This window comes from Sphingobium sp. FW306-1B-F04DB (assembly GCF_058781925.1).
Genome location: NZ_JBYSXE010000014.1, coordinates 1 through 22,354, shown reverse-complemented (window position 1 = coordinate 22,354; position 22,354 = coordinate 1). Strand labels below are relative to the sequence as shown.

The following is a 22,354-nucleotide window of genomic DNA, read 5'->3' as shown; positions in this document are numbered from 1 at the left end:
GGCGCCCACTGGCCCCCGATCATAGTCTGACCTCGTCAACCAAGCATGAGGAAGGACACACATGAAGACCTGGTTCATTACTGGCGCGTCGCGTGGCTTTGGTTTGCGGATCGCACGGCTTGCGCTTGCGCAGGGCGACAATGTCGTCGCCACCGCGCGCAGCGCCGCTACCGTCATCAAGGCGCTTGGCGACCATCCCAACCTGCTTGCGGTCCCGCTCGACGTCACCGACGAAGTCCAGGCCCGCGCCGCCGCAGCGAGTGCTTTCGAGCGCTTCGGCCGCATCGATGTGCTGCTCAACAATGCGGGCTTTGGCCTGCTTGGCGCCGTCGAGGAAGCGACGTCCGCCGAAGTCGAGGCGCTCTATCGCACCAACGTCTTCGGCCTGCTGGCGGTCACCCGCGCGGTGCTCCCCTATATGCGCGACCAGCGCTCGGGGCGCATCCTCAACATCTCGTCGATCGGCGGATATCGTGCGGGTCCGGGCTTCGGGGTCTATTGCTCGACCAAGTTCGCTGTCGAAGGATTGTCCGAGGCACTGCACCACGAACTCGCGCCGCTGGGTATCCATGTCACGGTGGTCGAGCCCGGCTATTTCCGGACCGACTTCCTTGATTCAAGCTCGCTTACGGTCAGCCTCAACCGCATCGACGACTATAACGGCACCGCGGGCGCGGTCCGCTCGGTTGCGGTCGATCTCAACCACGGCCAGCCGGGCGATCCCGACAAGCTCGCCGAGGTGCTCGTCAAGTTCGCCGATGCCGAGAATCCGCCGGTCCGGCTGCCGCTCGGCAGCGACACCGTCGCCGCGATCGAGGCCAAGCATCAGTCCGACGCGGCCATTCTCGACGCGTGGCGCGCGGTTTCGATCTCGACCGATTTCGCGACCGAAGCCACCGCTGCGGCCTGAGCCCCGCAAGCCGGGAGGCCCGAGATCGGCGGGCCTCCCGGCTCCTTTTGGCGGCGTTCCACGCGACCAACGCGCTGGCGCGGGACGGCCGCTTCCCATATAGTCCCGCGCACGCACCGTGCGGCTTGTCTTTGAAAAAGGCTCCTGTCTTGGATGGATTGCGCGCCACTTTCGCGAACGGACGCGTCTTCGAAGTCGCGGTCGATGACACGTCGACGACGGGCGAACCTGCCGCCGCACGCGAAATCGGACGTATCCTCGACAAGCCGCCCGCAATGGCCGATCAGGTGCTGCGCGGGCAGACACGGCTGACCCGACGCTGGGCGCACGGCGAGCTGCACGACACGCTGCCGGGCCTCTCCACGCATGTCATCATGACCTATTATGGCAATGACGAGCAGGACATCGTCTGGCGCACCGATGGCGAGCGCATCGCGTCGCGCACGCGCGCGGGCACGATCACGCTGATCCCGGGCGGGCATGACGGCCGGTGGGACATTGCGGGGCCCATAGAGGTCAGCCATGTCTATCTGCCCGACGAGCGGCTACAATCGGTGGCCGAACAGCTCACCGACGGAAAGTCGATCGAGCTGATCGGGCGCGTCGGCTTCACTGATCCCGTAGCCGGGCGCGTAATGGAAATGCTCGCGCGCGAGGCCGATGTCGAGGAACCGTCATCGCGGCTCTTCGTCGAACAGGCGCTCGACCTGCTCTGCACTCAGCTGGTGCGAGGGCATTCCTCCTTCGGCGCGCTGACCATCGAGGCGCCGCGCCGCGGACTGGCCGAGTGGCAGGTGAAGAAGGTCACCAGCTATATGCGCGAGCATCTGGAGGAGGAGATCGGCCTCGACGAGCTCGCGGCGCAGGTCAACCTGAGCCGCTTTCATTTCTGCACGGCCTTCCGGCAGGCAACGGGGCGAACGCCGCACGAATGGCTGGTGGGCCAGCGCATCGCTCGTGCGCGCCAGCTGCTGTCCGATCCCGCACTGCCCGTCACCGACATTGCGCTAACCGTTGGATACCAGACGCCCTCGTCCTTTGCCGCGGCATTCCGCAAGCTGACCGGGGTAACGCCGACCGAGTATCGTCGCCGGCTCTAGGCCACGGCCGACGATCGTTCCGGCGGCCATTTTCCTGAACCTTCACGCCATCTGAGCACAGCACCGCAATTCCGCGACAGCGGCGAAAAGCGCCGGACGGCGGCACCCGCGCCGGCTTCGTACAACCGCAATGTCAATTCGGCATCGCGGGAGAAGACAAGTGACAGCCCGGCTTATCGCAGGACAGCAGGCGAACTGGATCGTGACGCTGATCAGCTGTTTGCTGCTGACCCGCGCCAAGGCCGAGATCGTCATCACGCTCGTGACCCGCTACGGGCTCCGGGGTGCGGGTCTCGCGCTCGTCGTCATGATGTGCGTACTTGTCTCGCGGCGGCTGTAAGCAATCATTCCCGCCGCGTCGGACGATCCCCCAGATCGATCGCCGCCTTCTCGGCGCGGCCGCTGAAAAGCGCACGAACGGCGAGTTGATCGCCGCCCATTTCCATTTTCATCCGCTGCTTGTCGCGCTCGCGTATGCGCTGGGTGAAGGCGCTGATATCCGCCGCGGGAGCGCCCAATATCTCCAGCGCCTTCTGCCCCAGAACGAGCGCGGATTCGAAGGTTTCCCGGATCTGGTAATCGACATGCGCGCGGACGAGCTCGAGCGCGTGGACGCGGTCGCTGGCGCGCGCCAGCACGCGCACGTGCGGGAAATGCGCCTTGAACAGCTCGACGATGCGCGTCCCCGCCTGCGCGCCGTCGACGCAGACGAGCACGATGCCAGCCTTTTCGGCACCCGCGGCGTGGAGGATATCGAGCCGCGTACCGTCGCCATAATAGACCTTGAAGTCATATTGCCGCGCGGCATCGATCATCTCGATATCGGTATCGATGATCGACACTTCATGTCCGCGCGCGAGCAGGAACTGGCTCGCGATCTGGCCGACCCGACCGAAGCCGATGATGAGCGCGCCGGCATGCAGTCCCAGGGGGATGTCGCTTTCGGGCTCCGCGGGCGGGGTCTTTCCGCTGAGGTGCCGCAGCGACGCCATCGCGAGCTGCGTCAGCGCCATCGACAGGATGATGATCGCGGTCAGGATCGCATTCTGCTCGCCGGTAATGATGCCCGCCGATCGCGCCGCGGCGTAGAGGACGAAGGCGAACTCGCCGCCCTGCGCCATCAGCACCGCACGATGAACCGCCTCGGCGTGCGCCGCGCGGAACAGGCGGGCGATGCCATAGATGGCGAGCGCCTTCACCGCCATATAGGCGGCGACGTAGAAGAGGATCATCGACCAGTTGGCAGCCACCACCGCGAGATCGAGCGACATGCCGACCGCGAGGAAGAAGAGGCCGAGCAGGATGCCGCGGAAGGGATCGACATCGGCCTCGAGCTGGTGGCGAAAGATCGATTCGGAGAGCAGCACGCCGGCGATGAAGGCGCCCATCGCCATCGAAAGCCCGCCCAGCTGCATCGCATAGGCCGCGCCGAGCACGACGAGCAGCGCCGCCGCGGTCATCGCCTCGCGCCCCTGAACATTTGCCAGAAGCCGGAACATCGGATTGAGCAGGTAGCGGCCCGCGACCACGAGGCCGACGATCGACAGCGTTCCGATCGCAACCGCCGCCAGATCGACTCTGCCGCCGTCGCCTTGTCCCGGTGCGACCGGCGCGAGAAAGGCGACCGCGGCGAGCAGCGGGACGATCGCCAGATCCTCGAGCAGCAGGATCGCGACGATGCGTTGGCCCGGCGGGGTCGAGAACTGGCCCTGTTCCTCAAGCAGCCGCATCACGATCGCGGTCGAGGTCAGCACGAAGCCGGCGCCCGCGACGAAGGAAGGCGCCACCGGAAATCCTGTTGCGACCCCGACTCCGGTGAGCAGCAAGGAACACAGGACGACCTGGGTCAGCCCAAGCCCGAAAATCTCGCGGCGCAGCCCCCAGAGCCGCGAGGGGCGCATTTCGAGGCCAATGATGAACAGGAACATCACGACGCCGAGTTCGGCGATGTGGAGCAGCTGTTCGGACTCGGTGATCAGGCCGACGCCGAAAGGACCGATCACGACGCCGGCGGCGAGATAGCCGAGCACCGAGCCCAGCCTCAGCCGCTGGAACAGAGGCGCGGCGATCGTCGCCGATCCGAGCAGCGCCACGATCGGCAGCAGATCGATGCCTTGTGCTTCACTCGCCATCGCTGGTGTCCCCGTCGCGCGCCATCGCCGCCATTGTCTTCGCGCGCGCGCGCTAAGGCAAGGCGCAGGCTGCGCGTTGATCTTCCAGAATTGCGGCGGCGGCCGGAACGGCGGCGCGACCATATTCCTGGACAATCTCGGAAAGGATCGAGAGTGCGAGCGTTGCCGGGTCGCGCGTCGCGGGGATCAGGCCGATCGGCCCGCGGAGCGCATGGCGGCGATGCTCGGGCACGCCCGAGTCGTGCAGCCTTTCAAGCCGCGCGGCGTGCGTGCGCGGGCTTCCGACCGCGCCATAATAGAAGCCGGGCAGCGCGAGCGCCTGGGGCAGCAGTTCCTCTTCCCAGTCGCGGTCGTGGAAGAGGAAGACGACCGCGGTCCAGCGATCGGTCGCGACCACAGGCAGGGTGGTGCGCTTGCCGAGCGCGATCGCGTCGATGCCCGCCGCGACCAGTTCGGTCATGGCGCGCCGATCGGGGGTCAGCACGGTCACGTCGGCATGGAAGCCGTGCGCGAGCCGCGCGAGGGCCGTCACATCCTCGCCCTGGCCGATCGCGACGATCCTGAGGCGGGGTGCATAAGCGACCTCGAAACTGTCGCCCGACCAGCCGGAACAAGGTATTTCGGCCTTCGGCTCGCCATAGCGGACGCCGGATTGGGAGACGTGCAGCACCGCTGCTCGGCGCGCATCCAGCTGCGCCAGCGCCTCGCTGACGGCACGCGGGTCGGGGCGTGGATTGAACAGCAGGTCGATGCCGCCGCCGCAGGGCAGGCGTATGTCGATATAGGGCGAACCGAGGCCGAAGCGGACGACCTTTGCCTGGCCGCCCGCCAGCGCATCGAGCGCTTCGGAGACGATCGCGGCCTCGATGCAGCCACCCGAGAGCGAGCCGGCATAGCGGCCGTCGGCGGCCACCGCCATCTGCGCGCCGAGCGCGCGCGACGAGGATCCCTCGATGCCGATCAATGTCACCAGAACCGTGTCGTGGCCCTCGTCCGTCCGCGCGAGGACAAAGCGCAATATTTCGGCGGGCGTGCTTGCTATCATGGTCGTGGTGCCTCGCGCTCGCGCGGGGCGCGGAGAAAGGGATGGCATATGATCGACGCCGGAAACATCGCAGCGATCCTTCTCGCGGCCGGGCGATCGCAACGCTTCGGGGGGGAGGACAAGCTGCTTGTGGAAGTGCGTGGTGCGCCGCTTGCGCTCCATGCCGCGCGGCGGATCGCCGAGCTCGGGACGGCGCAGCGGATCGCGGTGTGCAGCGGGGCTGATAGCGCACTTGCCGCGCCATTTGAGGCGCTTGGCTTCGAGGTCGTCGCCAACCCCGAGGTGGAAAAGGGGCTTTCGCATTCGCTTGCGCTGGGCATCGGCCGCGCCGCTGGGGGCGGGGTCGACGCCGCGCTTGTCTGCCTGGCGGATATGCCGTTTGTGACCTTGGACCATCTGCGCGCGCTGCTGGTGCGCTTCGATCCGGTCGAGGCGCCGGTCATCGCCTCCGAAACGGGGGGCGCAGCGATGCCGCCCGCGCTGTTCGCGCGATCGCGCTTCGACGCACTGCAACGCATGCAGGGCGACGCGGGTGGCCGCGCGCTGCTCGCATCGGCCGTGCGTGTGCCGGCAGGCGCGGACGAACTCGCCGACATCGACAGGCCCGGGGACCTGCCGGGGACGCCAGGGCGGGCCGGCTGATCGCGGTTCATGCGATCACGCGATGGCCGGTAGCCGATCGAGCAGCTTGTCGAGCGTGATCGGGTAATTGCGCACGCGCACGCCGGTTGCGTTGTAGATCGCATTGGCGACCGCCGCGCCGACCCCGCAAATGCCGAGTTCGCCGACGCCCTTGGCCTTCATCGGCGACGACATCGGATCAACCTCGTCGAGGAAGATCACCTCCTGATGCGGGATGTCGGCGTGGACGGGAACCTCGTAGCCCGCGAGATCGTGGTTCACGAAGAAGCCGAAGCGCTTGTCCACCGCGAGTTCCTCCATCAGTGCGGCGCCGACACCCATCGTCATCGCGCCGATCACCTGGCTGCGCGCGGCCTTGGGATTGAGGATGCGCCCCGCAGCGCAGACCGCTAGCATCCGGCGGATGCGCATCTCGCCCGTCGCGGCGTCGACGGCGGCCTCAACGAAATGGCCGCCGAAGGTCGACTGCTGATATTGCTTGTCGAGGTCGCCATATTCGATGAAGTCCTCGGCGACGATCTCGCCGCTTCGCGCCGCGTCTCCGAGCGGCACGCTACGGTTGCCCGAGCGGACCTGGCCGTCGGCGAACACCGCGTCGGTCGCGTTGAAGCCAAGCTTCTGCGTCACTGTCTCGCGCAGCTTCATGCAGGCGGCATAGACGCCGGCGGTCGAGTTGTTGGCGCCCCATTGCCCGCCCGAGCCGCATGAGACCGGGAAATCGGAATCGCCGAGCCGCACCACCACCTTGTCGAGCGGCAGGCCCATCGTCTCCGCAGCGGTCTGGGCGATGATGGTGTAGGTGCCGGTGCCGATGTCGGTCATATCGGTCTCGACCGTGACCACGCCTTTCCCATCGAGCCGCACGCGCGCGGCCGACTTGGTCAGCAGGTTGTTGCGGAGTGCGGCGGCGACGCCCATGCCGATCAGCCAGCGTCCTTCGCGCCGCGTGCCTGGCTTGGAGTTGCGCTTGTCCCAGCCAAAGCGTTCGGCGCCGGTCCTCAGGCACTCGACCAGCCGGCGCTGCGAGAAGCGGCGCCCCGGCTGCTCGGGATCGACTTGCGTATCGTTGAGGATGCGGAACTCGACCGGGTCCATGCCCAGCTTTTCCGCCATCTCGTCCATCGCGATCTCGAGCGCCATCAGTCCGGGTGCCTCGCCCGGCGCGCGCATTGCATTGCCCTCGGGCAGGTCGAGCACCGCGAGCCGCGTCGCCGTCATGCGGTTGGCACCGGCATAGAGCAGGCGGGTCTGGTTGACCGCCGTCTCCGGTCCGCCGCCGGGTAGGTCGCCCGACCAGCCCTCATGGCCGATCGCGGTGATCTTTCCGTCGCGCGTCGCGCCGATCCGGATGCGCTGGATCGTCGCCGGGCGATGGGTGGTGTTGTTGGCCATCAGCGGCCGCGCGAGCGCGACCTTGACCGGGCGCTTGGCCGCCCTGGCACCCAGCGCCGCCATGATTGCATCGGTGCGCACGAAGAGCTTTCCGCCGAACCCGCCGCCGAGATAGGGCGAGTCCAGCCGCACATTCTCCCTGGGGATGCCGAGCGTCTTGGCGACGTCGCCCTTGCCCCAGTTGATCATCTGGTTGGAGGTCCACAGCGTCAGCTTGTCGCCTTCCCAGGCCGCGATGGTCGCATGCGGCTCCATCATCGCGTGCGACTGGTCGGGCGTGGTGTATGTGGCGTCGAGCTTGACCGGCGCGGCGGCGAAGGCGGCGGCGAAGTCGCCGACCGCTGTGTCGGGCGGGCCGCCGAACCCGCCCGGCGGAGGCGCTGGCGCCGAGTCCTTCGCGGCCGCCAGGTCGAAGCGGCCCTTGCCGCGGGCATAGTCGACCTTGACCAGCGCGGCTGCGGCGCGCGCCTGCTCGAACGTCTCGGCGACCACCACGGCGATCGCCTGGTGGTAATGGTCGATCTCGGGCCCGCCGAGCAGCTTGGCGGTGTTGAAGTCGCCCTTGCCGAGCTTGCCCGCATCCTGCGCGGTCACGATCGCGAGGACGCCGGGCGCGGCCTTGGCGTCGGCCAGGTCGATCGCGGTGATCCGACCCTTGGCGATCGCCGAGCCGACGATATAGCCATAGGCCTGATTGGGCACGACATCGTGTCGCTCATAGGCATAGGGTGCGAGGCCTGACGTCTTGAGCGGACCGTCGATGCGGTTGGTGGGCTTCCCGACAACCTTGAGCTGGTCGATCGGGTTGGTGGTGGCGGGAGTGTCGAATTTCATGGCTCAGGCCCTCGCTTGCGCCATAACGCCGGCGAGCGTGCGCTCGACCAGCGGCAGCTTGTATGCGTTCTCGTGGCTGGGCTTCGCGCCCGCGAGCAGTGCGGATGTGACCGCCTTGGCGCCGCGCGGCATTTCGGCCTCGGCGGCGTCCACCCGCCACGGCTTGTGTGCGACGCCGCCCAGCGCGACACGGCCGGTACCGTCGCGCTGGATGATCGCGCCGACCGAGATCAGCGCGAAGGCGTAGGACGCACGATCGCGAACCTTGTGATAGATGTGCGTCCCGCCGACGGGCTTGGGCAGCGTCACCGCGGTGATGAGCTCTCCCGCTTCGAGCACGGTCTCGAGGTGCGGCGTATCGCCGGGCGCGCGATAGAAATCCGAGAGCGCAATGGTGCGGGTTTTGCCGTCGGGGCGCACCGTTTCGACGCCGGCGTCGAGCGCGCGCATCGCGACCGCCATGTCGCTGGGGTGCGTCGCGATGCAGGCCTCGCTTGCGCCGATCACCGCCAGCGTGCGGTTGACGCCGCCGATCGCGGCGCAGCCGCTGCCCGGCTGGCGTTTGTTGCAGGGCTGGTTGGTGTCGTAGAAATAGGGACAGCGCGTGCGCTGGAGCAGGTTGCCCGCCGTCGTCGCGCGATTGCGCAACTGGCCGGAAGCGCCCGCGACGATGGCGCGCGACAACAGGCCATAGTCGCGGCGCACGCGCTTGTCGGCGGCGAGCTCGGTATTGCGCACCAGCGCGCCGATGCGCAGCCCGCCGTCGCTCGTCGCTTCGATCTTGTCGAGCGCGAGGCGGTTGACGTCGATCAGGTGCGCGGGCGTCTCGATCTCGAGCTTCATCAGGTCGAGCAGATTGGTGCCGCCCGCGATGAAGCGGGCGCCCGACGTGCGCGCCGCGGCCGCGGCTGCTTCGGCGGGCGACTTGGCGCGTTCATAGGTGAAGGATTTCATGCCTTGCCTCCCGCAACCTCGGTCATCGCCTCGATGATGTTGGAATAGGCGCCGCAGCGGCAGATATTGCCGCTCATCCGCTCGCGCATCTCGACCGCGGTCATCTGCGCAGGGACGGTGAGGTCGGCGCTGACATGGCTGGGAATGTCCGCCCTGATTTCCTCGAGCACCGACACCGCCGAGCAGATCTGGCCGGGCGTGCAATAACCGCACTGATAACCGTCATGCACGACGAACGCCGCTTGCATCGGATGCAGCTTTTCGGGCGTGCCCAGCCCCTCGATCGTCGTGATGCTGTCGCCGTCGTGCATCAGAGCGAGGCTGAGGCACGAATTGATCCGCTTTCCGTTGACGATGACGGTGCAGGCGCCGCACTGGCCGTGGTCGCAGCCCTTCTTCGTCCCCGTCAGCTGCAGATGCTCGCGCAGCGCGTCGAGCAGCGTCGTGCGCGTGTCGAGCTCCAGCTTGCGGGGCTTGCCGTTGACCGTGAAGGAAAGCTTCGCGGTCGGAGGGGGAGCGGGTCTGGGCGCCGCGGCCTCGGCGGGATGCACGGCGGCCGCCGTCACCGATGCCGCGCTGCCGACGAGAACGCCTCGGCGCGACATTCCGAAATCGTCTGGGGATTGCATGGCGTGATCCGGTCCTTTCCCTGCTTGCGGGACGACAGTCGTCGCCCGCGAATACACAAAGTGGCAAAGCAATATGACGGCGAGCTGACAGGGCGCGACGCATTACACTTGCCACCCCGGACAGCCAGCCCCCCCAGACACACGATCGGCCGCACCGGATTGCAGCACCTTATATCAAACATGCCCGATCGGCCTAGTGGCGCATTTGGCGCACGCGAAGCTGTGCTGGTCTCAACCGGTGCGGCTATCGCAATCTTGCGACAATCGTCGAAAGGCGCCGACGGCGCGTCGCGTCTCCCAATCCTAGGCTGGCTCCACAGAAGCAGAGGAGACCGACCGTGCTCAAGACCGCCCATGAAGCCGACATCATCAGCGATCTTCGTCAGTGGCTCGAAGTCGAGGCCCCCGCGCGTCGCGCCGAAAGCCTTTCCACCGTCGAACGTCAGATCGTCGCTGTTGCGCGCTTCGACCCGATTTCGAGCCTCCGCACGCCCAGCCGCCGCGATCGCCTGGTGGCATGGCTGTTCGGCGTCAGGCGTCCCAACGCACTCGCCGATCCGCGGCTGGAGTCGCTGCGACGCTTCGCGGTGCTCGGCTGGCAAGGCGCGCGGGTGGATCTCGACGCCTTTCTGGCGAGCGGGTATTCGATAGCGCAGGCAGATGCTGTTCAGGCGCTCATCGAGGCAGGGCGCCCGCGCAAGGCGGGACATGCGCGCTGGATCGGCGCACTGCTGGTCGCCGCGCTGGGATTGGGAGCGACCGTCGCGTTGCAGAGCTATTTCATCGACTGGCTTGTCGCATTGCTACTGGCGCTGGTCGTTCTGCTGAGCGCGATGCCGATTCTTGGCGGAGCGAAGCCGGCGCGTGCCTGAGATCGCTGTTCGCGTCGCTTCAGGCGGTGCCGCGCTGGGGACCAAAGGCCGTCGCGAGATGATCGACGAGCGCGCGAACCCGCGCGATCGACCCGCGCCCCGGGGGCACGACCGCGTAAAGCCCGGCCTCGGGAAGCGGCCAGTCGGGCAGCAGCACTTCGAGGCTGCCGTCGTCGAGCGCCTTTGATGCAATGAACGCGGGAAAGACCGCGATGCCCAGTCCGGCGCGCGCCATTTCGCGGAGCGCGTCGCCGTTGTTGACGCGCACCCGGCTGGCGACACGCACGCGCTGCCATCGCCCGGCGATCCTGAACCGCCACTCGGCGCCGGCTTCGACGTTGCCGTAGAAAAGCACCTCATGAGCGGCGAGATCGTTAGGATGCGCGGGCCGGCCGTGGCGATCGAGATAGGCCGGGCTGGCGACAACGACCGCACGGACGGGCGCCAGCCGGCGTGCGACAAGGCTGCTGTCGGGCGGATCCGACAGGATACGGACCGCAAGGTCGAAATGCTCGGCAAGCAGGTCGATCCGTCGATCTTCAAGCACGATGTCGAGTTCGACCTTCGGATGCAGCCTGGCGAATTCGGCGAGCACGGGGGCGAGATGGTCGACGCCGAAGCTGATCGGTGCGGCCAGTCGGATCGCGCCCGCGACCTCTGACACCGCGCGGCCGACCGCCTCATTGGCGGCTTCGAGTTCGCCCAATATCGCCGCCAGCCGATGATGATATTCGGCGCCGATCTGCGTCGGAATCGCGCCGCGCGCGTTGCGCGTGAGCAGTCGTGCGCCAAGCCGTTCCTCGAGCCGTGCAATGCGTCGGCTGACGATCGATTTGGAGACGCCCAGCCGGTCGCCGGCACGCGCAAAGCTGCCCGACTCGATAACCCGCAGAAAACACAGCACATCATCGAGATCGAAGTTCGAGCGTTCCATTTTGTGCAACACCAATATGCGGAAAGGTTATCTTCTTGCAACGCTAGCAGCGTCCTATCTGGGCGTCACGTATCAATGCCAGTCAAGGAGACTCAAGATGGGCAGCATTCTGGTGATCAAAAGCAGCGCGGGCGGTGACGCCTCGGTTTCCAACCGGCTGGTGGATGATCTCGTTGCGCGGGTAAAGGCGGCGCGGCCCGAACTCGATGTCGTCGAACATGACCTCGGTCGCGCGCCGATCGCGCACGTCACGACCGATACGTTGGCCGGCATCGGCCGCCCCGCGCCCGAAACCGAAGCCGCGCAGCCGGTGCGCGAGCTTGCGGATCAGCTCATCGCCGAGCTTCTGGATGCGGACATGGTGGTCATCGGCGCACCGATGTACAATTTCGGCATTCCCTCGTCGCTCAAGGCCTGGTTCGACCATGTGCTGCGCGCCGGCGCGACCTTCGCTTATGGCGAGGACGGCCCCAAGGGGCTGGTGGGCCCCAAGCCCGTCGTCGTCGTCGAGACGCGCGGCGGTGTGTACACCGAGGGGCCGTTTGCGCCGTTCGACGCGCAGGAACCGCATCTGCGCGCGATGCTCGGCTTCATGGGGGTTGCCGATGTGACCTTCGTTCGCGCCGAGGGCCTCGCGCTGGGCGAAGCGGAGCGCGTCATTGCCGCGGCGGCCGAACAGCTGGCTGGCGTCGGCCTGCCCCAGCTGGCAGCAGCCGCCTGAGCCATCGCGCCCAACGGTGCGCCGGGGAGAAGCCCGGCGCACCGATTCGCGAACGTAATTCACCCGGTCTCTTCCAGCGCGTCATATAGCGCGCGGTTGCGGTCGATCGCGGCGATATGCTCAGCTGCCCAGCTGCCGAGCTGCAGCCCGGCCTCCGCAAGCGAGTACCCGAGCGGGGTCAAGGCGTATTCGACCTGCGGCGGCACGCTGTGGCGCACCGTGCGCGTGATCATGCCGTCGCGCTCAAGCGCCTTGAGCGTTCGTGACAGCATCTGATGCGAAATGCTGTCGATCGACCGCCGTATCTGGTTGAAGCGCAACGGTTCTGCCCGAAGCAGAACGACAACGCGCAACGTCCAGCGATCACCGATCCGGCTGATCAGTTCATGCACTTTCTCACAGTCGCTGTGCGACTGCCCCGAGCAGGTCAGGTCCATGTGACTATCTCTCAAAAATATGCGTTCTTGGCGGACATGTGACGGCGCATTAGCAAGATGCACCCGAGTACCTGCGGGCAAGCTCAGTGGCGTTGCTTCATATCGTGTTTCACGATTTTTACAATATTTCAATAATTTAACGTGTCACCCGGATGCGGCCCGAGCTTTGGGCCGCTAATCACTGGATCGCGTTCGATTGTCGCAACCTTGCGGCTGAACGCTGACGTCAATGAATGCCGGGCGGTATCTGTGAGCCATGCTGGGGGGTATCGGGATCGCAGGACCGCGCTTCATCGTTGCCAAAGGCATAGTTCTGGGTGTCGAGGCACGGGAGGCGGCGCTTGCAGTCGCATTCGAGCAGACCAACGGGGTCGCTACGGCCTGTTTCGAGACTGCAATTTGGGCTGTCGGCGGGCACATGTTCCCCTGTTGCCGCCGACAGCTCCCTCCAACAGCGTGTGTCTCAGCTGGTCAGCGTCCAAGCTCGCGGGCGCGGAGCGACAGCTTCAGCGCCTCGTCGATAAGCAGCGCGGCGCTATGGGCATCGGCCTCGGCAACAGCAATGCGGATGCAATTATGAGCCTCGCGGTTCAGGCGCAACGCACGCGCCTGACGACGGGCGAGGAATGGCTTCATCATCATGCCTCTAAAAATGCCAGACCGTCGCAAAGTTCCTCGATATTGACGGTTTGCCAGCGGACCCGAACGTAATGGCGAAACCGTTGCCGAGACCGGTCAGGGTGAGCGGCTACTCGAACCGGACTTCGCTGATATCGATCCGGACGAGGGCCAGTTCCTCGATCGGTTTGCGACCGGGGCCGCGCGCATAGGCGCGGCGTTTCGTCGGCAGCCGGATGCCGCCGGCCTCGACATAATCCGACGTCAGCTGCGCCGCCTCGAACCCGCCCGCGATGTTCACGCGATAGTCGTGGCGGCGCAGCAGAAAGTCTTCTCCGAAGAAGAAATCCTGCATCGCGCAATGCGATTCGATCGATCCCGGAAACCAGGCGCGCAGCACGCGCCATGTCTCATCGGCTTCGACCCACGGCTCCTGCTCCTCGACGCGCACGCCGGGCATTGCGAGCAGAAAGGGGGTGGTGAAATAGGTCCACAGTGCGTAGCCGTTGAAATATCCGCGGTGGAGCGGATCCCACGGCGTGTCCAACTGATGGCCAGCGAACGAGTCTCTGGGCGCCAAGCGTTCGGCGACCACGGTACCATCGAGCTTCTCGATCGCGATCCGTTCGGGGGTGAAGGAACTGCGCTGATCGGGTGCGCCAAAGGGCATGACCGACGCGCGTTCTTCGTGAAGCGAGGCGATCATTCGGCGTGGTGCCGGATCCTGCGGGATACCCTTCAGCGCGAAGAGGCCGCCGCCGCTCACGATCGTGGCCTCGATGGTCGTGTAGCTGTTCCAGCGATCCATGCCGCCATGCGCGTCGATGATCTTTTCGAGCAGTTCGTTCATTGTGAGGTTTCCTTGCGAGTGCCTTGGGTATTACGCGCGCCGGCGGCGTCCAGGATGAGGCGCGCGATCGCGTCGGGATGCGAGATGAGCGAGAGGTGACTCGCCTTCACTTCGACCGTCCTGGCGCCCATGCGTCTCGCCATGAACCGCTGGAGATCGGGATTGATGGTGCGATCCTCGCTCGAGACGGCATAGAAACTCGGTTTGGAGCGCCAGGCCGCCTGCGTCGCTCTGCCCGCGAGCAAGGCCTTTCGGAAGGGTTGCTGCACCGCATAGAGTATCCTCGCTCTGGCCGCCGGCAGATCGCCCGCAAAGTCGCGGAGGAATGCGGCCTCGCTCAACAGTCCTTCATCACCATCGTAGACGATGCCGGCGCTGGCGGGCGGCGTCGGGAACCGGGCGGCGAGCGCGGCATAATCCTCGCCCGCGTCGGGCGCACGCGCCGCCACATAGACCAGCGCGGAGACGTTGGGATGCGTGCCCGCCTCGGTCACGAGCATGCCCGCAAAGGAATGCCCGACCAGAACGGTAGGGCCGTCCTGCCGGGCCAGCACGCGCTCGACTGCGGCGACTGCCTCCGGGAACCTCGTGAGCGGGTTCTGAACCGCGACCGTATTGACGCCCGTCGCCTGCAACCGGGCGATGACGTCCGACCAGCACGACCCGTCCGCGAACAGGCCATGCGCCAGAACGGCATTGCGCGCGACGGGGGGCGGGGGCGTCGCGGCACGGCCGCGCGTCGAGACGAGCGAAGCGGCGGCGCCCGCCGCCACAGCTATCGAGAAGGTGCGCCGATCGAGCATCAAGATGCCAACTCCTCTTCGTGAGGCAGCCCTTCTACGCTCAAGGGGCGCGGGCCGCATCCATCCATAGGCTTTATCCGCGGTCGCGACGACGTCGGCGTGGCCGGCACGTCTGTCGAAAAATGGAGGCCCGGGAAGCATCGTGGCTTCCCGGGCCTCGCCGGCTCCGGCTGGGATGGGGGGAGACCGGAGCGCGGTCTCTCGGGGGCAGAGGCAAATTAAGCCCGGAACGCCCACCGACCAATCATACTTAGGGTTATGTCCGTCCCGCCGGACTGGTTGGTAGTATTGGGGCGATCTATACTAGGTGCGGCGGCCAACGGGGCGTCGGGAAAAGGCAGTGACCATGGCACGCGCGGCGGGCGAAGCATCGGGGCATTTCTGGGAGCGGAGGCCCGCTCTCGCGACGGGCGCCGGCGTGGTGGCCCTTGCGATCTTCGCGGCGGACCTGCTCAGCCCGCTCCAAGGGGCGGTCGCCGTCCTCTATATCATCGTCGTGCTGTTGGTGGCGCAGGCCAGCGGCCGCCGGGCTGTGATCGGCGCCGGGCTCGGCTGCGGTGCGCTCACCCTCCTTGCCTTTGCCGCCGATCATCTCGGAGACCCGATTGATTCGGCCTATGTGCGCGTGGGCGTCAGCCTGGTCGCAATCACGGCAACGACGCTGCTCTCGCTTGGGCAACTGCGCACCGAAGCCGAACGGCGACGGTCCGAACAGCGTTATCGAACGATCTTCGATGCGGCCGGCTTCGCGATCTGGGAATCGGACTGGTCGGCCACGCGGCGGCACCTGCTTGGCGCGGTGCCCGAAGGATCCAGCCTGCGCGGCTGGCTTGCCGCGCATCCCGATGTCGTGCGCGATGCAGCCGAAAAGGCGGTGATCGGTGATGCCAACCAGGCCGCTGTAGCGCTGTTCGGCGCCACGGGCCGCGAGCAACTGATCGGACGCAGTGTCATTGGCGACCCTGCGCCCGGTACCGCGGCGGTTATCGCAGAAATATTCGCTGCCCTCCTCGAAGGCGCGGAAATGGTCGAAAAGGAAGTGCGCTACCTTACGCTCGACGGTCGCCCCATCCAGGTCGTGCTGCGCATTCGTCTGCTGCGCGAAGGCGAACTCTGGTCGCGCGCGCTGATGATGGCGCTCGACGTGACCGAGCGTAACGAGGCCCGCGCGCGGATCGAGCAGGCTTCAGCCGAGCTGGCCCACGCCGCGCGGGTCTCGACGCTCGGTCAGCTTGCCGCCTCGATCGCCCATGAGGTCAACCAGCCGCTGTCGGCGATCATCAACTATGGCAAGTCAGGCAAGCGCTGGCTTTCACGCGAAGTGCCGGAGACGGACGAGGTGGCCAATTGCCTCGACCAGATCGTGGCCAACGGTACCCGCGCCGCCGATGTGATCGCGCGCGTCCGTGCGCTGGCGCGCAAGGGAACTCCCGAAATGGAGCCGCTGCGACTGGACCAACTGGTCGATGAAGCGGTTGCGCTGATCGGACGCGAGGCCGGCGCGGCGCATGTATTGGTGCAGCGCATCGGCGATGGCGACCTCCCCGCGGTGGTTGGCGATCGCGTGCAGATCCAGCAGGTGCTCGTCAATCTGCTGATGAACGGCATCCAGGCGATGCAGCATGTGGATGGCCGGCCGCGCGCATTGCGCATCGCGATCGCACCCGAGGGGGATGGCATGGTGCGCGTGGCGGTCGAGGACAGCGGGGACGGTATTGCGGGCGAGCCGGCACGCATCTTCGAGCCATTCTTCACCACCAAGAGCGATGGGATGGGCATGGGACTGTCGATCTGCCGCTCGATCATCGAGGCGCAGGGCGGACGCATCGCTGCGGCCAACAATCCTGGGCATGGCGCGACGATCGCCTTCACCTTGCCGACGCAGGCGGTCCGTACCGCCGAAGCTGCGGCGGCAATCGCTACCTCCGTATGATGGTATCGGTATCTGGAAAGGTGCAATGCGATGCGAAGCCTCGGTCGCATGTCGCCCAGGCAGGAGTTAGGCGTTGAGACAATCGCATACCATCTGCATCGTCGATGACGACGAAGACGTCCGGTCGAGCCTCGAAAATTATCTGCGCTCGGCGGGCATGCAGGTGCGCAGCTTTGCGTCGGCCGAGACATTTCTGGCCTCGCCCGATCGCGCGGCGATCGACTGCCTGATCACCGACCTGCACATGCCCGGGATCGACGGACTGGCGCTTCAACAGGAACTCAATCGCATCGGCCGCGATTTCCCGGTCATCGTCATGACGGCCTATCCGACCCGCGCGGCGCGTCAGCAATCGGCGAGCCTGGGCGCCGCCGCCTTTCTGGCGAAGCCGGTTGATCCCGACATGCTGCTCGATCAGGTGGAAGCGATGCTGCGATAACGGACATGGGGTGTCCAAGGAGGCGAGGAGAGGCGCGATGACCGAGACGGGCGAGAAACCGGCACTGATCTGCATCATCGACGATGATGCTGCGGTGCGCGGCTCACTGGACAGCCTGCTGCGCTCCGCGGGCTTTGCGGCGCTGACATTCGAGGGGCCCGAGGATTATCTCGCCTGTGCCGATGCGGACCAGGCGGCCTGCCTCGTGCTCGATATCCGGCTCCAGGGCGCGGACGGTCTCGATTTTCAGCAGGCGCTGCTGGAGAGCGACGTGCACGTCCCTGTGATCCTCATCACCGGCCATGGCGATATTCCGATGACGGTCCGCGGCATGAAGGCCGGCGCTGTCGACTTTCTCGCCAAGCCTTTCGCCGAGGAGGAATTTCTTGCGGCGGTCAATGAGGCGGTCGAGCGCGATCGCCAGCGCCGTTCCGAGCTGCGCGAGGGGGAAGACGTCCGCACGCGGTACGAACAGCTCACCCCGCGCGAGCGCGACGTGATGGCGTTGGTGACTGCGGGACTGATGAACAAGCAGGTCGCGGGCAAGCTTGGGGTCAGCGAGATCACGGTGAAGATCCATCGCGGCAACCTGATGCGCAAGATGGGGGCGCAGTCGCTCGCCGATCTCGTGCGCATGGCCGAGAGCCTGGGCGTACGCGATACGTCCGCCACGCGTTACCGCGCGGCGGACTGATCAATTGCCGAAGGTGCGATAGCCGTTTAGGGGCCGCACCTCCGGCGCTTTCGGGTGTTACTTGCGGACGAAGGCGAGCAGGTCCGGATTGAGGATATCTGCATGCGTGGTCAGCATGCCATGCGGAAAGCCCTTGTAAACCTTCAGCTCCGCGCCGGGCACCAGCTTGGCCGATAGCAGCGCGGCATCGGCGATCGGCACGATCTGGTCGTCGTCGCCATGCATGATCAGCGTCGGGAACTTGAACGATTTCAGGTCTTCGGTGAAGTCGGTCTCGGAGAAGACCTTGATGCAGTCATAGTGCGCCTTGGCCGCGCCCATCATGCCCTGGCGCCACCAGTTGCGGATCGTGCCCTCGCTGACCTTGGCGCCCGGACGGTTGAAACCGTAGAAAGGGCCGCTCGCGAGGTCGAGATAGAACTGGGCACGGTTTGCTGCGAGCGCCGCACGCAGGCCGTCGAACGCCTCGACCGGGGTGCCGCCGGGATTCTTGTCCGACTTCACCATCACGGGCGGGACCGCGCCGACCAGCACCGCCTTCGACACCCGGCCGGGCTTGGCGCGCGCCACATAACGCGCGACCTCGCCGCCACCCGTGGAATGGCCGATATGAACCGCGCCCTTGAGATCCAGTGCCTCGACCAGCTCCGCAACGTCGGCGGCATAGGTGTCCATGTCACTCCCGACATCGGTCTGGGTCGAGAGGCCGTGACCGCGACGGTCATGCGCGATGACGCGGTAACCGTGGCTCAGGAAAAACAGCATCTGGGTGTCCCAGTCATCGCCGCTCAACGGCCAGCCGTGGTGGAACACGATGGGCTGGGCATTTTTCGGGCCCCAATCCTTGTAGAAAATTTCCGTTCCGTCCTTGGTCTTGATCGTACCCATTTGTGAATCTCCTACTGGGACCTTTCCGAGCAGATCGGCACTACCGACCAATCCGGATACACCTGCAAAAGCGCCGGCGATGACGACTCCATCGAGCACCTGCCGCCGCGTCAGACTGAACGTTTCGCTGATCAAGTCCATGAAGCACTCCGTCGGATGTGAGCTTTGGAACGACACTAAGCCTGTAATGGCGCCGATCTCGGTGAGCGGCCGGAAGATCGCAGAGGACCGATCAATCGCCTATCCTACCGAAGTATAGTTCCACCTCGCCTGCGGTCGGCATCGCGCCACCATTCTCGGGGGGCACGTGTGCCAGCGGCGCCGCGAGGCGGTCCGGGCCTTTCCGCGAAATGGCACCGGGCGGACGGCATTCAATGCCGCCCTGTCCGCGCAAAGTTAGCGGCTCGCGGCCATGATGCTGCGCGCCACCGCCTCGGCCGCCTTGATCCCGTCGATCGCGGCCGAGAGGATACCACCTGCATAGCCCGCGCCCTCGCCCGCCGGGAACAGCCGTTCGACATTGAGGCTCTGGAAGTCCGGTCCGCGCGTAATGCGCACCGGCGAGGATGTGCGCGTCTCGACGCCCGTCATCACCGCATCGGGATGGTCGTAGCGTGCGATCTGGCGGCCGAAGGCGGGCAGTGCCTCACGGAATGCCTCGATGACGAAGGGCGGCAGGCATTGCGACAGGTCGGTCATCGTCACGCCCGGCTTATACGAGGGGATGACCTCGCCCAATTCGGTCGAAGGCCGGCCCGCGAGAAGGTCGCCGACCTTCTGCCCCGGCGCCCAATAGGAGGAACCGCCCGCGATGAAGGCCAGATCCTCCCAGTGCCGCTGAAGCGCGATGCCCGCAAGCGGACCTTCGGGATAGTCGCGCGCCGGATCGATCGCGACGACCAGTCCCGAATTGGCATTGAACTCGGCGCGCGAATACTGGCTCATGCCGTTGGTGACGACGCGGCCTTCCTCCGACGTGGCGGCGACCACGCGCCCGCCGGGACACATGCAGAAACTGTAGACCGTCCGTCCGTTCGCGCAGTGATGCGCGAGGCTGTAGGCGGCGGCGCCCAGATCGGGATGCCCGGCGCATTTCCCGAAACGCGCCTGATCGACCCAGCTCTGCGGATGCTCTATGCGGACGCCGATCGAGAACGGCTTTGCCTCGATATGCACGCCGCGCCGGTGGAGCATCTCGAATGTGGGGCGTGCGCTGTGCCCGACCGCGAGCACGACGTGATCGGCCTCGAGGAAACTCCCGTCATGCAGGTGCAGGCCGCGCAGCCGCTGCCTGCCGTCAGGCAGTCGTTCGAGCTCGAGATCGTCGACGCGCGTCTGCCAGCGATATTCGCCGCCCAGCTCCTCGATCGTCCGGCGCATGCTCTCGACCATGGTGACGAGGCGAAAGGTGCCGATATGCGGGTGCGCTTCCCAGAGGATATCGTCGGGCGCGCCCGCCTTGACGAACTCCTCGAGCACCTTGCGGCCGAGGAAACGCGGGTCCTTGACGCGGCAATAGAGTTTGCCGTCGGAGAATGTGCCCGCGCCGCCCTCGCCGAACTGGACGTTGGAATCGGGGTTGAGCTCGGCGCGGCGCCACAGCCCCCAGGTGTCCCTGGTCCGCTCACGCACCACCTTGCCGCGGTCGAGGATGATGGGCTTGAAGCCCATCTGCGCGAGGATCAGCCCGGCGAACAGCCCGCACGGTCCCGCGCCGATCACCACCGGCCGCAGGCCCGACCAGCTGGCGGGGGCCTGCGCCACGAAGCGATACTGCATGTCCGGTGTCGGCCGCACGTCCTTGTCGTCGGCAAAGCGCGCGAGCACCATCGCCTCGTCGTCCAGTTCGATATCGAGCGTATAGACGAGCTGGATCGCGTTCCTGCGCCGCGCGTCGTTGCCGCGGCGATAGATGGTGTGGCCCCGAAGTTCGGCTGGCGCGATACCGAGCCGCGCGCAGATCGCCTGAGGCAGCGCCTCGGGTTCATGGTCGAGAGGGAGAGCGAGTCCGGAGAGGCGAAGCATCAAATGGCCCTAGTCGCTGACGGGACATGCGCCAAGGCTGGCGCTACGCATATTCGCCATCGGCCTTGCGGTGGCGGGTGGCCAATGCGGCGCAAGCCGCGGACGTGCCGCTAGTGAAAGGGCAGGGGGCGCTGCTCATCGTCCCCTGCCTCAGGCTGTACGAGATTGGCAAGGGTGACGCCGAGCAATCTTATACCCGCCGCCGGATCGGGCAGATCCGATACGAGGCCGCGCGCGACGCCGGCGATCGCGTCAACATCGCCGAGCGCCTGCGGCAGCGTGCGTGAACGCGTGACCGTCCGGAAGTCGGCGTAGCGCGCCTTCAACGTCACCGTTCTGCCCGACGTGTCGGCGCGCGACCGGCGCCGCTCCAGCGCCGCGATGATGTCCGAAAGCGCCTCGATCACCGCGGCTTCACTGACGAGATCGCGCTCGAACGTCGTCTCCGCACCGATCGACTTCAGCGGACGATCGGGCACGACCGCGCGGTGGTCGATGCCGCGAGAGGCCAGATGGAAATATTCTGCGCTGCTGCCGAAATGCCTCGCGAGGAACTCGATGGTCTGCGCGCGGAGGTCCGCACCCGTCCGGATGCCGAGCGTTTCCATCTTGCGCGCGGTCACCGGACCGACGCCGCGGAACCTGTTGACGGGCAAGGTCGCGACAAATGCCGGGCCCTTGCTCGGCGGGATCACGCACAGGCCGTCGGGCTTGTTCTGGTCGGAGGCGAGCTTGGCGATGAACTTGTTGTATGAGACCCCGGCGGACGCGGTGAGCTGCGTTTCCTCGCGGATTCTGGCGCGGATCTCCTGCGCGATCGCGGTAGCGGAGCCGAGGCCGCGCCGATCCTCCGTGACGTCGAGATAGGCTTCGTCGAGCGACAGCGGCTCGATGAGGTCGGTATAGTCGGCAAAGATGCCGCGAATTTGCCGCGAGACCGCGCGATAGACGTCGAAGCGGTGCGGCACGAACACGAGTTCCGGGCATTTGCGCCTGGCAGTCACCGAGGCCATCGCCGAGCGCACGCCAAATTTGCGGGCTTCATAGCTGGCGGCGGCCACAACGCCGCGCGGACCCACGCCGCCCACGGCCACAGGCAGACCGCGCAGTGCCGGATCGTCGCGCTGCTCCACCGAGGCGAAGAAGGCGTCCATGTCGATGTGGATGATCTTGCGTTCGTTCATGCCGCCGGGACATTGGACGAGCGCGCAGCCGCATTCAATCGGCGGCGCCCGATGGCCGATGGGTTGGCTGAGTCCTTCACGCCGTCTGCGCCTGCTTCGGCGAACGGCGCGCGGCCAGGCGAGCGGCGATGCGCAGTCCCAGCGCGGCGAGCACGATCGGCACGAAGACGAGGCCGATATGCATACGCGTCGGATCCGGTATCCGGCTCGCATAGCTCAACAGGAAATTGAGCCAGATGAAGTCGTCTAATCGCGCGCTATAACGCAAGTCCTTTCTGGTTGATCGTTTGCCGGGTGCATGGTCGTCTTCGGGGTCGG

Annotated in this window: 23 protein-coding genes; 9 read left to right on the top strand and 14 right to left on the bottom strand. The window is 66.3% G+C overall.

The genetic code is table 11. The annotated features are described in order from the left end of the window. Positions 1-61: 61 nt before the first annotated feature. From AC3WJD_RS08920 to AC3WJD_RS08910, 3 genes are all read left to right on the top strand, one after another. On the top strand, positions 62-910 hold the full coding sequence (locus AC3WJD_RS08920) for an oxidoreductase (protein ID WP_492746253.1): 849 nt from the start codon (positions 62-64) through the stop codon (positions 908-910). A 149-nt stretch (positions 911-1,059) separates the two neighbouring features. Continuing rightward, positions 1,060-2,010, top strand: a complete 951-nt coding sequence (locus AC3WJD_RS08915) for a helix-turn-helix domain-containing protein (protein ID WP_492746252.1) — start codon at positions 1,060-1,062, stop codon at positions 2,008-2,010. 160 nt (positions 2,011-2,170) lie between these two features. Further along, positions 2,171-2,350 (top strand): hypothetical protein, encoded by a 180-nt coding sequence (locus AC3WJD_RS08910; RefSeq protein WP_492746251.1) that lies wholly within the window; start codon positions 2,171-2,173, stop codon positions 2,348-2,350. A 4-nt stretch (positions 2,351-2,354) separates the two neighbouring features. On the opposite strand, the gene AC3WJD_RS08905 is transcribed toward AC3WJD_RS08910, so the two are convergent. Together AC3WJD_RS08905 and AC3WJD_RS08900 are read right to left on the bottom strand one after the other, a co-directional pair. Beyond that, positions 2,355-4,142, bottom strand: a complete 1,788-nt coding sequence (locus tag AC3WJD_RS08905; RefSeq protein WP_492746250.1) for a monovalent cation:proton antiporter-2 (CPA2) family protein — start codon at positions 4,140-4,142, stop codon at positions 2,355-2,357. 52 nt (positions 4,143-4,194) lie between these two features. Continuing rightward, the gene (locus AC3WJD_RS08900; RefSeq protein ID WP_492746249.1) at positions 4,195-5,187 is read right to left on the bottom strand and encodes an XdhC family protein; all 993 of its coding nucleotides are present in this window, start codon (positions 5,185-5,187) and stop codon (positions 4,195-4,197) included. A gap of 48 nt (positions 5,188-5,235) precedes the next feature. Between AC3WJD_RS08900 and AC3WJD_RS08895 the strand changes: the two genes are divergently transcribed. Next, entirely contained in the window at positions 5,236-5,829 is a 594-nt protein-coding gene (locus AC3WJD_RS08895; protein ID WP_492746248.1) for a nucleotidyltransferase family protein, read from the top strand. A gap of 15 nt (positions 5,830-5,844) precedes the next feature. Here the strand turns inward: AC3WJD_RS08895 and paoC are convergent, their stop codons facing one another. From paoC to paoA, 3 genes are read right to left on the bottom strand one after another with little or no spacing between them, the layout of a single operon-like run. After that, entirely contained in the window at positions 5,845-8,055 is a 2,211-nt protein-coding gene (gene paoC, locus AC3WJD_RS08890; protein WP_492746247.1) for an aldehyde oxidoreductase molybdenum-binding subunit PaoC, read from the bottom strand. Between the two features lie 3 nt (positions 8,056-8,058). Next, complete coding sequence (locus AC3WJD_RS08885; protein WP_492746246.1) at positions 8,059-9,009, bottom strand: FAD binding domain-containing protein; 951 nt, start codon at positions 9,007-9,009, stop codon at positions 8,059-8,061. Next, a complete protein-coding gene (gene paoA / locus AC3WJD_RS08880; protein WP_492746245.1) occupies positions 9,006-9,638 on the bottom strand; it encodes an aldehyde dehydrogenase iron-sulfur subunit PaoA in 633 nt (210 codons plus the stop codon). Before paoA ends, AC3WJD_RS08885 begins: the two co-directional genes overlap by 4 nt. 338 nt (positions 9,639-9,976) lie before the next feature. On the opposite strand from paoA, the gene AC3WJD_RS08875 reads away from it, so the two are divergent. Next, the gene (locus tag AC3WJD_RS08875; RefSeq protein ID WP_492746244.1) at positions 9,977-10,510 is read left to right on the top strand and encodes a hypothetical protein; all 534 of its coding nucleotides are present in this window, start codon (positions 9,977-9,979) and stop codon (positions 10,508-10,510) included. Positions 10,511-10,529: 19 nt separating this feature from the next. On the opposite strand, the gene AC3WJD_RS08870 is transcribed toward AC3WJD_RS08875, so the two are convergent. Beyond that, entirely contained in the window at positions 10,530-11,444 is a 915-nt protein-coding gene (locus AC3WJD_RS08870) for a LysR family transcriptional regulator (RefSeq protein WP_492746243.1), read from the bottom strand. A gap of 97 nt (positions 11,445-11,541) precedes the next feature. On the opposite strand from AC3WJD_RS08870, the gene AC3WJD_RS08865 reads away from it, so the two are divergent. After that, positions 11,542-12,165: an FMN-dependent NADH-azoreductase gene (locus tag AC3WJD_RS08865; RefSeq protein WP_492746242.1), complete on the top strand. Its 624-nt coding sequence runs from the start codon at positions 11,542-11,544 to the stop codon at positions 12,163-12,165. 59 nt (positions 12,166-12,224) lie between these two features. Here the strand turns inward: AC3WJD_RS08865 and AC3WJD_RS08860 are convergent, their stop codons facing one another. The 4 genes from AC3WJD_RS08860 to AC3WJD_RS08845 form a co-directional block, all read right to left on the bottom strand. Next, complete coding sequence (locus tag AC3WJD_RS08860) at positions 12,225-12,602, bottom strand: winged helix-turn-helix transcriptional regulator (RefSeq protein ID WP_492746241.1); 378 nt, start codon at positions 12,600-12,602, stop codon at positions 12,225-12,227. A gap of 471 nt (positions 12,603-13,073) precedes the next feature. Then, entirely contained in the window at positions 13,074-13,241 is a 168-nt protein-coding gene (locus AC3WJD_RS08855) for a hypothetical protein (protein WP_492746240.1), read from the bottom strand. 109 nt (positions 13,242-13,350) lie between these two features. Further along, complete coding sequence (locus AC3WJD_RS08850; protein ID WP_492746239.1) at positions 13,351-14,070, bottom strand: hypothetical protein; 720 nt, start codon at positions 14,068-14,070, stop codon at positions 13,351-13,353. Beyond that, complete coding sequence (locus tag AC3WJD_RS08845; protein ID WP_492746238.1) at positions 14,067-14,873, bottom strand: alpha/beta fold hydrolase; 807 nt, start codon at positions 14,871-14,873, stop codon at positions 14,067-14,069. Before AC3WJD_RS08845 ends, AC3WJD_RS08850 begins: the two co-directional genes overlap by 4 nt. 346 nt (positions 14,874-15,219) lie before the next feature. Between AC3WJD_RS08845 and AC3WJD_RS08840 the strand changes: the two genes are divergently transcribed. From AC3WJD_RS08840 to AC3WJD_RS08830, 3 genes are all read left to right on the top strand, one after another. Continuing rightward, positions 15,220-16,806, top strand: coding sequence for a sensor histidine kinase (locus tag AC3WJD_RS08840; RefSeq protein ID WP_492746307.1), 1,587 nt, complete (start codon positions 15,220-15,222; stop codon positions 16,804-16,806). A 73-nt stretch (positions 16,807-16,879) separates the two neighbouring features. Next, entirely contained in the window at positions 16,880-17,245 is a 366-nt protein-coding gene (locus AC3WJD_RS08835; protein ID WP_492746237.1) for a response regulator transcription factor, read from the top strand. A gap of 37 nt (positions 17,246-17,282) precedes the next feature. Beyond that, positions 17,283-17,939 (top strand): response regulator transcription factor, encoded by a 657-nt coding sequence (locus AC3WJD_RS08830; RefSeq protein WP_492746236.1) that lies wholly within the window; start codon positions 17,283-17,285, stop codon positions 17,937-17,939. 57 nt (positions 17,940-17,996) lie between these two features. Here AC3WJD_RS08830 and AC3WJD_RS08825 read toward each other — a convergent pair whose 3' ends face one another. From AC3WJD_RS08825 to AC3WJD_RS08810, 4 genes are all read right to left on the bottom strand, one after another. Then, entirely contained in the window at positions 17,997-18,827 is an 831-nt protein-coding gene (locus AC3WJD_RS08825; protein WP_492746235.1) for an alpha/beta fold hydrolase, read from the bottom strand. A gap of 396 nt (positions 18,828-19,223) precedes the next feature. After that, a complete protein-coding gene (locus AC3WJD_RS08820) occupies positions 19,224-20,852 on the bottom strand; it encodes an NAD(P)/FAD-dependent oxidoreductase (RefSeq protein ID WP_492746234.1) in 1,629 nt (542 codons plus the stop codon). 110 nt (positions 20,853-20,962) lie between these two features. Beyond that, positions 20,963-22,036 (bottom strand): DNA polymerase IV, encoded by a 1,074-nt coding sequence (dinB, locus tag AC3WJD_RS08815; protein ID WP_492746233.1) that lies wholly within the window; start codon positions 22,034-22,036, stop codon positions 20,963-20,965. Positions 22,037-22,112: 76 nt separating this feature from the next. After that, a partial coding sequence (locus tag AC3WJD_RS08810) for a hypothetical protein (protein WP_492746232.1) occupies positions 22,113-22,354 on the bottom strand: 242 nt, incomplete at its 5' end.